Below are 15,694 nucleotides of genomic sequence, written 5' to 3'. Positions count from 1 at the left end.
CATGCGCGCCATTGAAATCTTCGTCCGGCGCCCGGTGATCGCCATCGTCGTCAACTTGGCGTTGGTCCTGATCGGCCTGCGCGCCGTCTCACAACTGCCGATCCAGCAGTATCCGCGCATCGAAAGCTCGTCGATCATGATCACGACGGTCTACGTCGGGGCATCGGCAGAAAGCATCCGCGGGTTCGTCACCACGCCCATCGAACGCGCTGTCTCCTCGATCACCGGCATCGACTACGTGGAATCGAGCAGCGTTGCCGGGCTCAGCACGGTCACGGCGCGTCTCAAGCTCAACCATCCGAGCACGGTCGCGCTTGCCGAAGTCGGTAATCGTCTCGATCAGATCCGCAGCGAGCTGCCGCAGGAGATCGAAAGTCCTGTCGTCGAAGTTCAACGCGCTGACCGCCCCTACGCCACGTTCTACGTGAGCGTCACCTCGACGACAATGACGCCACCCGAGATTACCGACTATCTCTCGCGCAATATCCAGCCGCGGCTCAGTACCATTGCAAACGTGCAGCGTGTCGGTCTCGAAGGCGCGCGGCCGCAGGCCATGCGCATCTGGCTCGATGCCGACCGCCTCGCTGCATTCGGTCTTGGCGCCAATGAGGTCGAAGCCGCGCTCACACGCAACAACTTCCTGGCCGCTGTCGGCCGCACCAAGGGCGCCGAGGTTCAGGTCGATCTCCTGGCCAACACCGATCTCAAGAGCGTCGAGGAGTTCGAGCGCCTGATCGTCCGCGAAGACGGCGACCGGATCGTCCGCATTGCGGATCTCGGTCGCGTCGAGCTTGGCTCGGAGGAAGAAACGGCCAACGTGCGCCACAACGGCAAGGACGCCGTCTATCTCTCCGTCTGGCCTCTCCCCGGCACGAACGAAATCTCGGTCGCCTACGCCCTGCGCGCCGAGCTTGCCGCCATCCAACCCGACCTGCCGCCCGGGACGGAAATCGACCTCGCCTACGACGGCACGGTCTACATGGAGAACTCGCTGAAGGAGATCGGCAAGACCTTCACCGAGACCGTCCTCATCGTCGGTCTGATCGTATTCCTGTTCCTCGGCTCCTGGCGCAGCGCCCTCGTGCCTCTCGTCACCATTCCGATCTCTCTGATCGGCGCGGCGGCCGCAATGATGGCGATGGGCTTCTCGCTCAACCTCCTAACCCTGCTCGCGGTCGTGCTATCGGTCGGCATCGTCGTCGACGACGCCATTGTCGTGGTCGAGAACGTGACGCGACTAATGCAGACCGGCATGAGCCGCTTTCAAGCTGCACTGCTCAGCACGCGCCAGCTGTTCAGCCCGATCATCGCGATGACGATTACGCTCGCCGCGGTCTACGCGCCGATCGGCTTCCTGGATGGCTTGACCGGCGTGCTCTTCAAGGAGTTCGCCTTCACGCTGGCGATAGCCGTGATCATGTCCGGCTTCGTCGCCATCACCCTCTCGCCCATCATGAGTGCCTACAGCGCGACGGAAGGCGGGCACGAAGGCGCCTACGCGCGCTTTGTGAACCGCGCGCTCGATCGCCTTGCCGAAGGCTATGGACGTTGCCTCGATGTTGCCCTTCATCTCAGGACACAAATTCTCGCCTTCGGCGCATTCATCTGCGTCCTCGCCGTACCGCTTTACCTATTCTCGTCGCAGGAGCTGGCACCCGTGGAGGACGAGGGCTTCATTCTGCTCATCGTCAACTCGGCACCCGACGCATCGCTGGCGTATACAGCCGGCCACATGGACAAGATCCAGAATATCGGAAAGACACTCCCCGAATACGACGCGATGTTCGAGATCGTGTTCCCGGCCACCGGGTTCGGCGGCTATCTCCTGAAGAACTGGCACGACCGCGAACGCACCGCGCACCAGATCCAGCCAGAGATCTTCGGCGCCGTATCGAAAGTCAAAGAGCTCCAGGTTTTCCCGGTCCTTCCACCGGCTCTGCCAGGCGCGGGCAACTACGACGTGGAGCTGGTGCTCAAGGGCCCTGGCACGCCGGAACAGATGGCCGACTATGCCGGCAAGCTCGTCGGCGCCGCTTTCGCGAGCGGACAATTCATGTTCGCGGACACCGACCTCAAGATCGATCTGCCTCAGGTTATCGTCACGGTTCATCGCGAACGCGTCGCCGACCTCGGTCTCGATCTCGCCGACGTCGGCCGTCAGCTCGGGCTTCTCATTTCCGGAAACTACGTCAACCGTTTCACACGCGAAGGACGCGCGTACAAAGTCATCCCGCAGGTCAACCTCAACGCGCGGGCGGTTGCCGCCAATCTGCTCGACTACAAAATCCGCACGCGTGATGGAAAACAGATTCCAGTCTCCGCCATTGCAAGCCTCGAAACGAAAACCGCCCCGCGTACACTCGCGCGCTTCCAACAGGCCGACAGCTTCCGCGTCTACGGCGGCGTTGCTCCTGGCATCACGAAGGCCTCCGCGCTCGACACGCTCGAGAAGGCCGCGCGCGAGATTCTGCCCGCGGGCTACACGATCGATTACGCCGGCGAGTCCCGTCAGATCCGGCAGGAAGGCGCCACTCTGGCCGGCACGCTTGGGTTCGCCATCCTTCTCATCTATCTGGTTCTCGTGGCGCAGTTTGGCAGCTTCCGCGACCCGCTTGTCGTGCTGCTCGGCTCCGTACCGCTCGCCTTGTCGGCTGCCCTGGTTTTCACTTTCCTTGGCTTCACGACGATCAACATCTACAGCCAGATCGGGCTGATCACGCTCGTCGGCCTCATAGCCAAGAACGGCATTCTGATCGTCGCATTCGCCAACGAGTTACAGGTCCAGGGCCTCGACAAACTGTCGGCAATCCGCGAGGGCGCTAAGACGCGTCTGCGTCCGATCTTGATGACAACGGCGGCGACCGTCTTCGGCCATCTCCCGCTGGTGTTCGTCACTGGCGCAGGAGCTGAGGCCCGCAACAGCATCGGCATCATGCTGGTTTCGGGCATGGCAATCGGAACGGTGTTTACGCTCTTTATTTTGCCGGTCATTTACCTCGTTATCGCCGCCGAGCATCGTCCGGACGAGCACACGGAGGAAATGCTTGACACACCGGCCCAGAGAGAGCCCGCTTAACGCTATGAAAGAGGCCTGTGCGTTCTTACCGATCCGTAAGCGTCCGGTAAGAGCCAGAACAGGTGGACAAACTATGTTTGGGAGAAGTTCTCAAATCGAACAGGACCCGAACCCATGCGCGTGCTCCTCATCGAAGACGACCCGGATACCGCCGCCTACGTCATAAAGGGGCTCGAAGAGGAAGGGCACATCATCGACCACATGGCCGACGGCCGGGACGGCATCGCCCAGGCGATGGCTGAGGAGTACGAGGTCCTGATCGTCGATCGCATGCTTCCCGGTCTCGAAGGCCTCTCGATCGTCAAAACTCTCCGCGCAGCAGGGCGCAAGGTACCGATCCTTTTCCTCACCGCACTGGGCGGTGTCGACGACCGCGTCGACGGCCTCGATGCAGGAGGAGACGACTATCTCGTCAAGCCGTTCGCCTTTTCCGAACTGTTGGCACGCCTCAACGCCCTGGCGCGGCGGCCGCATCTCAAAGGCGAGGAAACGCGCCTTCGTGTCGGCGATCTGACGCTGGATCTGATCACGCGTAAGGTCTATCGGGGCAACATGGAAATCGACCTCCAGCCCCGGGAATTCCGCCTGCTCGAGGTCCTGATGCGCAACAAGGGCCGTGTCGTGACGCGCACGATGCTTCTGGAACGCGTCTGGAGCTTCCACTTCGACCCGAAGACCAGCGTCGTGGAAACGCATATTTCGCGCCTTCGGACCAAAGTCGATAAACCCTTTCCCACCGAACTGATTCACACCATCCGCGGCAGCGGCTACAGTCTCCACGAAGGCCCATAATCGACGGATCGTGACTGTGCTGAAGCGGACGCCTCTGCGATTGGCGGCGACCTTTACGCTGTTGTTCGCCGCAACCGTCATTGCGTTGTTCGCAATCCTGTTCTACGGCCTCACGGCGCGCCTCACCAACGAGATCCATATCGATGTTGAGCAGGCGATGAATGCGCTCCTGTCTGTGGATCGCCAGCGCTCGTTCGACGATTTGGTGGCCGTCGTCACGAGCGAGAGTTCATCCGTCCGCGATTCCGATTTCATCTTCGAGCTCGTTGATGAGCAGGGCCAACATGTGGCCGGCAATGTTCGCAACGTCAAATACTCAGACGATTGGCTGACCCTCGAACGCTCTCAAATCGAAGGCGATTGGGACGCTGAGGGCGAGCCGGACGACCGCTTCTATGCAATCTGGCGGCCCGTCTCCAAGGGTCGGCTGCTCGTCGGGACAAGCAACGGAGACCTCCGCCAGACACAAACGTTTCTTCTCGAGGTGCTGGGCATCGGCCTGATCGCGACAACGCTCCTCGGCGCCTTGTGCGGCGCCTTCCTCGCACGGCAGACGCAGCACCGCATCGACGCCTTCGCCAATACGCTCGATGCCGTATCCGCGGGCCAGATCCAGGCACGCGTTCCGATGTCCGGTTCTGGCGACGACATTGACCACGTCGGCGCACAGGTCAACCGCACGCTGGATCACCTTCAAACACTCATTGAAAACGTCAACCAATCATCGTCGGACATCGCCCACGACCTCAAGAAGCCAGTGGGCCGCCTCCGTCAGCGCCTCGACATCGCACGCCGCAGCGCGCGAACGACCTCGGATTTCAGCGCGGCCGTTGAAGACGCTCTGGGCGATCTCGACGCCATGATGATCACATTCGACGCTCTCCTTCGCATTACGCAGATCGAGGCTGGCGCCCGCCGCGCGCGCTTCGCCAACGTCGACCTCGCCGGCGTGCTCGACGATGTGGCGGACGTCTACATGGCGGTCGCCGAAGACGCGGGTCACCAGCTCGCATGGCCCAACGGGCGCTGGAAACCAGCGACCGTCCGCGGAGATCGCGAGCTTCTCATCCAGCTTTTCGCCAACCTGATCGAGAATGCGATCCGTCATTGCCCGCCGGGCACCAAGATCAGCCTGATGCTTCATGATGAGCCGCAGGGCTTCCGGGCGGAGGTGACGGACAACGGCCCGGGTATTCCGGAGGAAGAGCGCGAGAAGGTCTTCCGGCGCCTCTACCGTCTGGAGAGAGCCCGCTCGACCCCTGGCAGCGGACTGGGCCTCACGCTCGCCGCGGCCATCGCCGAGCTGCACGACGCGACCATCGTTCTAGAGGACGGCGCGCCAGGTCTGCGAGTTATGATTTCGTTTCCAGCCGCGACTGAAGACGCTTGAGACGCCTTACGAATCTGTATGTCCCCGGCCAAGCCCCGGCAAACTCCGAGGAGCATAACACCCAGGTCTTGGGCAGCGCCGACGGTCGCCCATTTCACAAAGCGGGAGCCACCGGAAACAGATTTCTCGACAGGACATCAGGTCCTTTGGCGCCTTTGCGGGCGGTCCCCGAACAAATCGATTTAGGAGTAAGCGATGACAGCTGTGAAGCAGTTTGCAGGAGTAGCTCTGGCTATTTCGGCGGGCGCCGGAGCCGCTATGGCAGCAGGCTCGAACCTCGAAGCAAGCGGCCGTATTGAGCATCTCAATCCGCGTGGACATCACATCACTGTCGGCAACGAGACATATCGTTATGACCCCCGCCTAACGGGCACGCCTCTTCGCCGCGGCGAGAGCGTGCGCGTCGTCTACCGCGAGCGCCGCGGTCTCAAGATCGCATTGCAAATCCTCCCGGCCGCCTGATACCCCCCGGGCGCCATCCCAGATCCGCGGACAGCTTGCACCTGCCCCCCGAACCCGCGGACGCCGAGGAGGCGGGGCCGCCGTCACGCCTAGGCGGCCCCAACCCTTTTCAATACCCCGTCATCTCCAGGTATCCCTCGCCCACGTGCGAACCTCGAAAGCGGATCGGCCCTTCCCAATAGGGAAACGCCGTTCCCATCCAGCTTTCGGGATTGAGCGGCGCCGTCTCGATCGAGAGCCGGCGGCTCTTGACCTCTACCTTCCAGCTCACCGGAATTTTTCGGCCCGCCACGTCGTGCGCCGGGCCAGGCGTCAACGCGATGTCATCGGGAGCGAGCGGCGTCACAGCCCCATCCGCGCCAATCCAGCTTCCTGAACGAAACGCGGCATCGTGCTCACCCCGAAGCTGGAACAGCATCAGCTTCTCACCGCCATCGAGATGCAGGGAGAACCAATCCCAGCCCTTCTGATCCGGCGCGAGCGGCTGGCTGCTCCACTCGCGATCCATCCACGCTCTGCCGGCAACGTCGATCACCCGGCCGCTGAGCGTCAGCGTTCCTGAAACCTCAAAGTAGGGTTGGCTGTAGTAGTAGGAGGCTTGTCCGCGTTCCGATTTGCGACTGTAGCCCTGCTCGCCTTGTGGAACAGGAGCACGATTGGTCGTCAAAGTGAGCGCATAAGAAAACGCGTCTCCCTTAGCCGACAGTGAGCTGGATCCCGGACGTCCTTCCAGGTCCGCAAAAGTCCAATCGTCGACCCAGGCTTTGAACGGTTCGGCAATGACACCCGCCTGTCCGATACCGCCGCGCGCCAGGGCTTCAGCGAAATGATGCGTCTCGGCGCTCGTAACCGCCGCGTGCCCCATCCAGACTTGCTGGTTCGCAAACCCCTCGCGCTCCGCGCCGGGCGCGAGAGCTTGGCGGAACAGCGTCCACTGCACGCCATACGGCGTTCCTGCCGCGTCCTTCAGGTTCGCGGTCACGTACCACCACTCGATGCGATAGTCGGGATGCGCGCCGAAATCCGCAGGAAACGCCATGCGCTTTCCCGGAACGACCTCGGCAAACCCCGCCGCGTCGTTGCCGAGCCCCGCGAACCCGCCCGCCAAACCACGTCCAGCAAAGCACGCGATCACGATCGACAGCACCGCGAAAACGAGCGCCCTAACGTTCATTGGCGAACACTTTCAGAAGATCCTGCGGTGCAGTCCGCGCGAGACGGACCATCGGGATGAGAGCGGAAAAAAGCGCCGTACCCAACGCCAAGAGGAAAATCAGAACCCACTGTCCCGGAAACACGTGGAACGGCAGCCGCCAACCGAAGGCCTGGACGTTGACGATCGCTACGAGGCACCACGCGAGCACCAACCCCAGCGGCACAGCAAGAATGGCCGTGATCGCCGCCAGCACCAGCAGCTTCCCGATTTCGAGATCCGCCAGGTGACGCCGCGGAATACCCAGCGCCCACACCGGCGCCAATTGCGCGAGACGCAAATCGCTGAGCGTCAGCAGGCTTGCGAACAGCGCGATCCCCGACACGACGAGCGTCAACGTATTGAGCGCGCTCGTGACCGCGAACGTGCGCTCGAAGATACGCGTCGACTCCGCCTTGAGAGACGCCTGATCGACAATACGCGCGATCCCCGGCCCAAACTCCGACTGTATGGCCGCGATCAGGCGCGAAACCTCGCCGGGCGCAACCCGCAGGCTATAGCTGGTCCGCCGCGCCTCCGGCCAATGCTCGACAAGGTGCTCGACATTCACGCGCACCTGACCCTTCGGGTTTCCGTAGTCTGGATAGATCCCCGCGACCTCAACCTCCCACGCCGTCGTTGCCGTTGGGACCGAGAGCGTGCTTCCAAGCCCAAGCCCCATGCGGCGCGCGAACTGCTCGCTGACGAGCGCACCTTGCCCGTCGCGCACCTTGTCCCAAGCATCCGGCAGAGCCGTGAGCAGCGAAAAGTGAGCGCGATACGTGGCGTGGTCCCGTGTGCCGAACACATCCACCGGCCAGCCCCCGATCCGCGTCTCCGCTTTCCACACCGGCAAGACGGCGGAGACGCTCGGCTGCCCCTTGAGCCAGGCCGCGATGCGCTCGCCTTCACCCGTGTTCGCGGCATCGAAATAGATTTCGGAGTTGAGCCGTTCGTCGAGCCAGCCCGTAAACGTCCTCCTGAAACCCTCCACCATCGTGCCGACGCCGACGTTGGCCGCAAGAGCGAGAAGCAGCGCCATCAACGCCAGCGACAGTCCCGAAAGCTGAAGCCGCGTATCGGCCCAGAACCACTGCGACAGCGCCGCGCTCGCGCGCGCCTCGCCCACCTGAAGCAACCCGGACAGGACAAGCGGAAGCAACAGCGCCGCGCCAAGGAGAATGCCGGCAATGACAGCGAACCCCGATGCCAATCCCTCGCCACCCAGGTAGGCAATGGCCGCGATCGCCAAAGCGCCGGCAGCAAAGACTGCTTGCCGCCTGAGTTGTGTCTGCTGCGCCTCGCGCCATGCCATCGGTTTCGCGGCCGCAAGCAGCGGCAAGCGCGCAACTTTGAGCAGGCTCAGCGCCGATGCGGCGAGCGCCCCAATCAAAGCCATGCCGAGGCCGGATACCCACCAGCGCCCCTCGAGCGCCAATTGGCTACCGACATGAGCCCCGTAAAGCCCTTCGAGACTTGCCGCCACGTTCGGCAGCAGCGCAGCGGCGATGACATAACCGAACACCATACCGGCCGCGCCCGCCAAGAGCGCGAGCAGAACAACCTCGCCAATCAGAACCACCATCAGCATTTTGAGCGACACGCCGACGGCCCGCAACGTGCGCAGCGTCGCCAGCCTTTGCTCGAACGCGAGCCCGATCGACGCGTGCACAATGAAAAGCCCGACGACGAAGGCGAGAAAACCGAACGCCGTGAGATTCAAATGAAAGCTGTCGGTCAGCCGCGCGAGGTCTCCGCCGACCTCGCCCCTCGCCAAACGGAGCGTACCACCCGAGAACTTCGCCAGAGCATCAGCATCGAGCTCATGACGCCGGTCTGCGATCAAACGGCTGAATTGTCCCTGCCGCGCGAGGATCGTCTGCGCCGCGCCGATGTCTGTAACGAGCAGACCGGACGCCACCCCATCGGCGATGACCAATGGCGGCATCGGACGCGAGGCTTCGGTCTGAAGCGTCGCACCTTCCGCAGCACCAAGCTCAGCCAGCGTCTCGGCCGACAGAAGCGTCTGTCCCGGCGCCCTCAAAAAGGCTTCCAGATCGCGGCTCGTCTCGAGACCACCAACTGCCGATCCCTGCGGCGCCGTCAGCGGCTCGACACCGATCAAACGATACGAAACACCGCCGATCCGCACCGTACCTTCCAGCACGGGCGAGACCTTCCACCCGGTGCGCCGCAACGCGATGTAATCCTCCTGCGGAACGAACGCTCCCTTCGTGCTGACGATGCTACCCGCGCCTGCTTGACCGAAAACCGCGGCCGCCTTGTCATAACTCGTGCGTGCCTGTTGGTTCAGCGCCTGCACACCGCTCCACAGCGCCGTCGCAATCGCAAGCCCAGCGACGAGCGTCGCGAAGTTGATCGGATGCCGCCGCCAATGGCTGAGAAGCGTGAGGAAAGTCCAAACCGCCTGCGCCATGACACACCGCCTTCAGGACGCAGCCAGCCGGCCGGACGCAAGAACGACCTGCCGGTCGAGACGCGCGGCCAGTCGTGTGCTGTGGGTCACCATCAGAAATCCGCAACCCGTGCGCCGGATGAGATCGAGCGCAAGCGAAAGCACGTCATCGCCGGTCGCTTCGTCGAGGTTTCCCGTGGGCTCGTCCGCGATGAGCAGTCGCGGCCGGATGGCCAGCGCACGCCCGATCGCGACGCGCTGCTGCTGCCCGCCCGACAGCTGCTCCGGATAACGCTGCTCCAATCCCGCGAGCCCGAGCCGGTTCAAAAGTTCGTTCTGCCACGCCGCATCGAAACGGCCCGCGATGCGAGCCTGAAACGCCAGGTTGCCGCTCACCGTCAGGCTCGGCACGAGATTGAATTGCTGGAAAACGATGCCGATGCTCTCGCGCCGAAGTGCGGCGCGCTCGGCATCTGGCAACTCGGTCACGCGAACCCCGTCGAGCACGATCTCGCCCGCATCCGCATCATCAAGCCCGCCGATCAGATGCAAGAGCGTGCTCTTGCCGCTGCCGGATTCACCGAGCAGCGCGAGGCTCTCATCCTGGGCGAGCGACAGATCAACGCCATTGAGAACGGACAGCGGACCTTGCGGGGTTGTATACGATTTCTTGACGCCGGAGACGCGGAGCAACGGCCGCTCCCCTCCCGTGAGAGGATCGCTCCGCCCCGGCCGATCGAGAAGTGTCACCCGTTGTCTCCTGAGAGGAAGCGCTCGTAGTCGTCCGTTGTGTCGATATCCACGAACACGGACTCGTCGTCGAACGCCACATCAAGCCGCTCGCCCTTGAGCGAGTCCAGCAGAGACTTGCCCCCCTTGGGACCGGACAGCACATCCAGCTCCGGAAAATGCCGGCGCGGCCACAACACGGGATTGCGCTGTTCGCCACGCGTAGTCACGGGAACCACGATCGGGTGGCTCACATCGCGCGTGAAAGCATCGGCCAGCTTGCGCAGAACATCGCCCGTCAAGTTCGGCAGATCGCCGGGAACGATGAACACGCCCGCACGCGACGGCGGCACAGCCCTGACACCGGCCGCGATCGAGTTGCCGATCCCTTCGTCCCATTCCGGATTGCGAACGAAACGGACCGAAAGACCTTCGAGCGCGTCCACATAGGCGTCGTGCTCGGATCCCGTAACCACAACCAGCTCATCCACGCCGCCGTCGAGAATTTCCCGCGCGACCTTCGCCACGATCGGCACGCCATCTATGTCCGCGAGCAGTTTATTCTTGAGACCGAACCGGCGCGACGCCCCTCCGGCGAGGAGCACCGCGGCAAGCGAGAACGGAGCGGGCAGAGTCATGAGCGAATTCCGTGGCGAGCCCGAATGATGGCGCCGAGAATGGACACTGCGATTTCTGCCGGACCCTGGGCGCCGATCTGAAGTCCGACCGGTGCATCGATGCGCGCGATTTCCGCTTCCGAGAGCCCCGCCTTGACGAGTCGTTCGACACGCTTCGCATGCGTACGCCGCGAGCCCAGCGCGCCCACATAGAAGCACGAGGATCGCAAAGCGGCCAGTAACGTTTCGTCATCGAGCCGTGCCTCATGCGCCAGCGTCACGACAGCCGTGCGCGCATCGAGCCCGAGGGACGGAAGCGCCTGTTCCGGCCACTCATGCCGCAGCGCAATGTCATTGAACCGCTCTGCCGAAGAATACGCCGTGCGGGGATCGACGACAGTGACGAGAAAGCCCACGCGGGCCGCAAGATCAGCCAGCACCTGCGCGATATGACCCGCGCCAACGAGAATGACGTGGACCTCTGGAACGTAAACATGCACGAAGCGCCGTCTCTCAGGATCTTCCAGGAGAATGCTCTCACCACTCTCAAGTTGCGCCGCGACATCCGAAGGATATGAGTTCGTGTCGCGTTGCAGCAGACGCCGCCCACTTGCAAGATCCGTGTCGACGATGAGCAACGCCCGTTCAGATCGCGCGGCAAGAACGGCATCGAGGGAAGCTTTATCTGCCTCGCCCTGCAAGCGCTCGACGAACACTTCGATCCGCCCGCCGCAGGGAAGCCCCACGCGCCAAGCGGTTTCGTCGTCGACGCCGAATTCGAGACATTTGGGTCGCCCCGAAGCCATCACGTTTGCAGCTTCGGCGATCACGGCCGCCTCTACGCAACCACCCGAGACCGCCCCCTCGAACCTCTCGTTGGGACCGATAACGAGTTGGCCGCCGACCGGTACCGGCGACGAACCCCATGTCTTGATCACTGTCGCGAGCGCGATGGTGCCGAATTGATCGAGCCACCGCCGCGCAATCCGCGCGGCAGCGTCAGGAGCACCCGCAGTGCGGGAGAAGCGCGCCGCGGAGCATCGATCCGCAGCGCCGCTCGTGGCTTCCGCACTCGGCAAAGCGTCATCCAAGTTTCAGTCCATCCGCAAAGGGCAGCACACGAACACGCTGACCCGTTCCGACTGCAACGGCATTCGCAACCGCAGGCCCGATCGGCGGGACACCCGGCTCACCGATGCCGGTGGGCACTTCCGCCGAAGGCACGATGTGAACCTCCACGTGCGGCATCTCGTTGAACCGCAGCACCTCGTAAGTGTCGAAGTTGCCCTGGTCGATAACACCGTCCTTCATCGTCACTTTGCTGTGCAGGACAGCGCCGAGACCGAACCCGACACCGCCCTCCACCTGCGCTTTGATGTTGTCCGGGTTGACGGCAATGCCGCAATCAACGGCCGCAACGACGCGCTGAACCTTCGGCTTTCCGTCGACGATTTTCACTTCCGCGACTTCCGCAACGAAGCTCTTGAAGCTTTCGTGCACGGCAACACCCCGGAACACGCCCTCCGGCAGCGGCTTATCCCAACCAGCCTTCTCGGCGGCGAGCTTCAGCACACCCGTGTGCCGCGGGTACTTTTCGAGCAGCGACAGACGGAAGGCGACGGGATCCTTGCCGGACACGGCCGCAACCTCGTCAATCATCGTCTCCATAACGTAGGCTGTGTGCGTGTGACCGACCGACCGCCACCAGAGCGGACGTGGCCCAGCCTGCGTCGTGTGCAATTCAACCTGCATATTCGGGATCGCATAGGGAGTGTCCGAGACGCCTTCCACTGATGTCCCGTCGATACCGTCCTTGACGATCGCACTCTCGAATGCCGTGCCGGTGACGATCGACTGCCCGACGATACGGTGGTGCCAGCCGGTGACCGCGCCATCCTTGTCGAGCCCGACGCGCACCTTGTGCACGTACACCGGGCGATAGTAACCGCCCTTGATGTCGTCCTCACGCGTCCAGATGAGCTTGATCGGCTCCGTGCGTCCCGTGACCTTCACGATCTCGGCCGTTTCCGCGATGTAGTCGGAATCATAGACGCCGCGCCGCCCGAACGATCCACCCGCCCAAAGCGTGTTGATGATCACGTCCTCCGGCTTGATGCCGAAGATGTGCGCCGTCACATTCTGGTCGACAGTCTGGAGCTGTGAGCCCGTCCACATCGTCGCCTTTCCATCCTTGAACTGCAGCACGCAGTTCATAGGCTCCATCGGCGCGTGTGCGAGGAACGGAAAGATGTAGGTCGCCTCGATCACCTTGTCGGCTTTCGCGATACCGCCTTCGGCATCACCTTCCTTGCGCGCAATCTGGCCAGGTTTTTCCGCAAGCGCCTTGTAGTCGGCAATAAGTGCGTCCGTGCTGCGCGCTTCGGCCTTGCTCTCGTCCCAGGTGATCTCTAGCTGATCCCGGGCCCGAATGGCCGCGTAGGTCGTCTTCGCAAGCACGGCCACACCACGCGATGTCGTCACGACATCGACCACGCCTTTGACCGCCCGCGCCGCCTTGTCGTCCACGCTCTTGACGGTGCCGCCGAATTTCGGCGGACGCGCGAGCGTCGCGACGAGCATGTCCGGAAGCTGCACATCCTGCGTATAGATGCGCGCACCCGTCGTCTTAGCCACCGAGTCGAGTCGCGGAAAAGACTTGCCGATGTACGTGAACTGGTCCGGCGTCTTGAGCTTCGGCTCCTTCGGCACAGGAATGGTCGCCGCCTCGGCGGCAAGCTCACCGAGCGTCGCCGAATTCGAGCCCGACGACACCACACCCTTGGCAACCTTCACGGTCTCCGGTGCGACGCCCCAGCGCTTGGCTGCCGCTTGCGTGATCATCTCGCGCGCCGCGGCACCCGCCTTGCGATACTGTTCGAACGAGTTTGCGATGGCTGTCGAGCCGCCGGTGCCCTGCACACCGAATGCGAAGTTCTTGTAGAGCTCCACATTGGCGGGCGCGAACTCGGGGTGAATTTGTGCCCAGTCCGCGTCGAGTTCATCGGCCACGAGTGTCGAGAGTCCGGTTGCGATGCCTTGCCCCTTGTCCTGGTGCTTGACCAGAACTGTCACGACGTTGTCCGGGGTGATCTTCACGTAGGGCGTGAATATTCCGCTCGCGCTCTCGCTGGTCGTTGCTGCGCCTTCAGCGCGCGCCGCGCTTGCAGGAACCCAGCCGCCGATGATGAGGCCTGCGCCTGTTCCCAACGCAAGCTGCACGAAGTTCCGGCGGTCAAGCGGAAAAGCCTCATGGGCTCGCGTGTTGAAACGAGAAAGATCCATCTGGCCAAACATGCTGCGATCCCCCTCAGGTCTTAAGCGTTTCGGCAGCCGAATGGATGGCCGCCCGGATGCGTTGATACGTATTGCAGCGGCAGATATTGCCGGTCATGGCGTTGTCGATGTCACTATCGGAGGGCGCCGGAATTTCGCTGAGAAGCGCGGCGGCCGTCATCATCTGGCCGGACTGGCAATAGCCGCACTGCACGACGTCAAGCTTCTGCCAGGCTCCGCGCACAGCCTCGGCCACCGGTCCCGACAATCCTTCAATCGTCGTCACCTCACGTCCGGCGACATCCGAAACGGGCGTAACGCACGCGCGGACCGGCTGGCTGTCCAAATACATCGTGCACGCGCCGCACTGAGCGATGCCACAGCCGAACTTCGATCCGATCAGTCCAAGCTCGTCCCGGACCACCCATAAAAGCGGCGTATCGTCTTCCGAAGTGACAGTCACTTCGCGCCCGTTGATCGTGAATTTAGTCATCACAAACCCCGTCACTTCCGATGGCGATAGATTATCTTGATCAGGAATACAGCGTGCGCGCAATCATGCGGACGAACACGCACTTACGCGGCATATGCGAACGCCACGACAGAATTGCTAGAGCAGGAAATTTTTTTCTCGGGCAGCACCCAATAGTGCCCGATTTATGGGCTCGATCCGCCGTCTGCGCTCTCTGTAAGCGACGTCATGAAAGCTGCATGGCGCGCTTGTGTCGGGCAATCTCGCTAAGCAGCCACTGCCGGAACTGCTTGACCCCCATAAGGGACGAAGCACCCGGGCGGACAGCCAGCGCATAACAGCTCGGGATCTTGCGGCGCATCGGAAACGGCGTGACCAGAAGCCCCCGCGCCAGCAGATCCTCGACCATGATGTTGTCGGCGAGCGCCACGCCGCCCTCGTTGACGGCTTCGCGGATCGCCAGAGAGGGATCATGAAAGATGGCGCCGGTTTTGGGATCGACGCCTGCGACGCCCTCACCCGCGATCCACTCCTCCCACCATGCTGTCGTATTTTCATGAAGCAAACGGTGCCGGGCGAGATCGGTCGGCTTGCGCAGGGCATTCGCACCCTTGAGCAATCCCGGCGCGCACACGGGGAGAATGATCAGCGACACCAAAGGCAGGTGAGACGGATCATCGTCGTCGTCCGCCGTGAAGAGAATGCGCAGGTCCGCCTTTGGATTGCCGCCCTTGCCAGCGTCGTCGTGGATCGACACTTCGAGTTCGCATTCCGGGCACGCCGCGCGAAAGCGCGGCAAGCGATCGGCAAGCCACAGGTTCATGAAGGTAGCATTGATGGACAGCGTCACGCGCTTCTGTTTGCGGCGGCGTGCCGTGCCCGTGGCGCTGATTTCATCGGTCGCGCTCGCGATCACGTTGAATGCATCCGTCAGGCGGCGCGCATAAGGCAGCGCCTTCTCCGTCAATTGAACCTGGCGAAATCCGCGCTCAAACAGATCGACACCCAACGCGCGCTCGAGTGAGCGAATATGCCGGCTGACGGCGGAAGGCGTAAGACGCAGCTCCTCCGCCGCATCCTTGAAACTCAGGAGCCGCGCAGCGGCTTCAAACGCCCGGATGGCATTCAGCGATGGGAGAGCCATGGACCACACAAAATCAATCGGCTGATCACATGAGTTTTAGTCAACTCACAGAGGAAAAATAGCCGTTTGTCGGACCGCTCGGCAAGGCAGATCCTGGGCACACGGAACCAGAAAACCGGACTAAGGACCCG

Annotated in this window: 12 protein-coding genes; 4 read left to right on the top strand and 8 right to left on the bottom strand. The window is 62.7% G+C overall.

The annotated features are described in order from the left end of the window. The first annotated feature begins 1 nt into the window (after nucleotide 1). The 4 genes from VHO05_RS16335 to VHO05_RS16320 all read left to right on the top strand — a co-directional run bounded on the left by VHO05_RS16335 (nucleotide 2) and on the right by VHO05_RS16320 (nucleotide 5,720). Nucleotides 2-3,076: an efflux RND transporter permease subunit gene (locus tag VHO05_RS16335; RefSeq protein ID WP_329647678.1), complete on the top strand. Its 3,075-nt coding sequence runs from the start codon at nucleotides 2-4 to the stop codon at nucleotides 3,074-3,076. Nucleotides 3,077-3,190: 114 nt separating this feature from the next. Next, a complete protein-coding gene (locus VHO05_RS16330; protein WP_329647677.1) occupies nucleotides 3,191-3,868 on the top strand; it encodes a winged helix-turn-helix domain-containing protein in 678 nt (225 codons plus the stop codon). A gap of 16 nt (nucleotides 3,869-3,884) precedes the next feature. Then, the gene (locus VHO05_RS16325) at nucleotides 3,885-5,258 is read left to right on the top strand and encodes a HAMP domain-containing sensor histidine kinase (protein ID WP_329647676.1); all 1,374 of its coding nucleotides are present in this window, start codon (nucleotides 3,885-3,887) and stop codon (nucleotides 5,256-5,258) included. A gap of 195 nt (nucleotides 5,259-5,453) precedes the next feature. Beyond that, on the top strand, nucleotides 5,454-5,720 hold the full coding sequence (locus tag VHO05_RS16320; protein WP_329647675.1) for a hypothetical protein: 267 nt from the start codon (nucleotides 5,454-5,456) through the stop codon (nucleotides 5,718-5,720). Between the two features lie 109 nt (nucleotides 5,721-5,829). Here VHO05_RS16320 and VHO05_RS16315 read toward each other — a convergent pair whose 3' ends face one another. From VHO05_RS16315 to VHO05_RS16280, 8 genes are all read right to left on the bottom strand, one after another. After that, nucleotides 5,830-6,894 (bottom strand): lipocalin-like domain-containing protein, encoded by a 1,065-nt coding sequence (locus VHO05_RS16315; RefSeq protein ID WP_329647674.1) that lies wholly within the window; start codon nucleotides 6,892-6,894, stop codon nucleotides 5,830-5,832. Further along, on the bottom strand, nucleotides 6,884-9,349 hold the full coding sequence (locus VHO05_RS16310; RefSeq protein WP_329647673.1) for an ABC transporter permease: 2,466 nt from the start codon (nucleotides 9,347-9,349) through the stop codon (nucleotides 6,884-6,886). Before VHO05_RS16310 ends, VHO05_RS16315 begins: the two co-directional genes overlap by 11 nt. A 12-nt stretch (nucleotides 9,350-9,361) precedes the next feature. After that, a complete protein-coding gene (locus VHO05_RS16305) occupies nucleotides 9,362-10,078 on the bottom strand; it encodes an ABC transporter ATP-binding protein (protein WP_329647672.1) in 717 nt (238 codons plus the stop codon). Beyond that, entirely contained in the window at nucleotides 10,075-10,695 is a 621-nt protein-coding gene (locus VHO05_RS16300) for a nucleotidyltransferase family protein (protein ID WP_329647671.1), read from the bottom strand. The genes VHO05_RS16305 and VHO05_RS16300 overlap by 4 nt, the downstream gene beginning before the upstream one ends. Continuing rightward, entirely contained in the window at nucleotides 10,692-11,765 is a 1,074-nt protein-coding gene (locus tag VHO05_RS16295) for an XdhC/CoxI family protein (RefSeq protein ID WP_329647670.1), read from the bottom strand. Before VHO05_RS16295 ends, VHO05_RS16300 begins: the two co-directional genes overlap by 4 nt. Beyond that, nucleotides 11,758-13,968, bottom strand: a complete 2,211-nt coding sequence (locus VHO05_RS16290; RefSeq protein WP_329647669.1) for a xanthine dehydrogenase family protein molybdopterin-binding subunit — start codon at nucleotides 13,966-13,968, stop codon at nucleotides 11,758-11,760. The genes VHO05_RS16295 and VHO05_RS16290 overlap by 8 nt, the downstream gene beginning before the upstream one ends. A gap of 13 nt (nucleotides 13,969-13,981) precedes the next feature. Beyond that, complete coding sequence (locus VHO05_RS16285) at nucleotides 13,982-14,440, bottom strand: (2Fe-2S)-binding protein (protein ID WP_329647668.1); 459 nt, start codon at nucleotides 14,438-14,440, stop codon at nucleotides 13,982-13,984. Nucleotides 14,441-14,645: 205 nt separating this feature from the next. Further along, nucleotides 14,646-15,563 carry a LysR substrate-binding domain-containing protein gene (locus tag VHO05_RS16280; RefSeq protein ID WP_329647667.1) on the bottom strand — a complete coding sequence of 306 codons (918 nt, stop codon included), beginning with the start codon at nucleotides 15,561-15,563 and terminating at the stop codon, nucleotides 14,646-14,648. Between the last annotated feature and the right edge of the window lie 131 nt (nucleotides 15,564-15,694).

It is taken from the genome of Hyphomicrobium sp., assembly GCF_036262015.1.
Lineage (GTDB): Bacteria > Pseudomonadota > Alphaproteobacteria > Rhizobiales > Hyphomicrobiaceae > Hyphomicrobium_C.
Note: the sequence above shows the minus strand (reverse complement) of the source record. Positions and strands in the feature narration are given on the sequence as shown.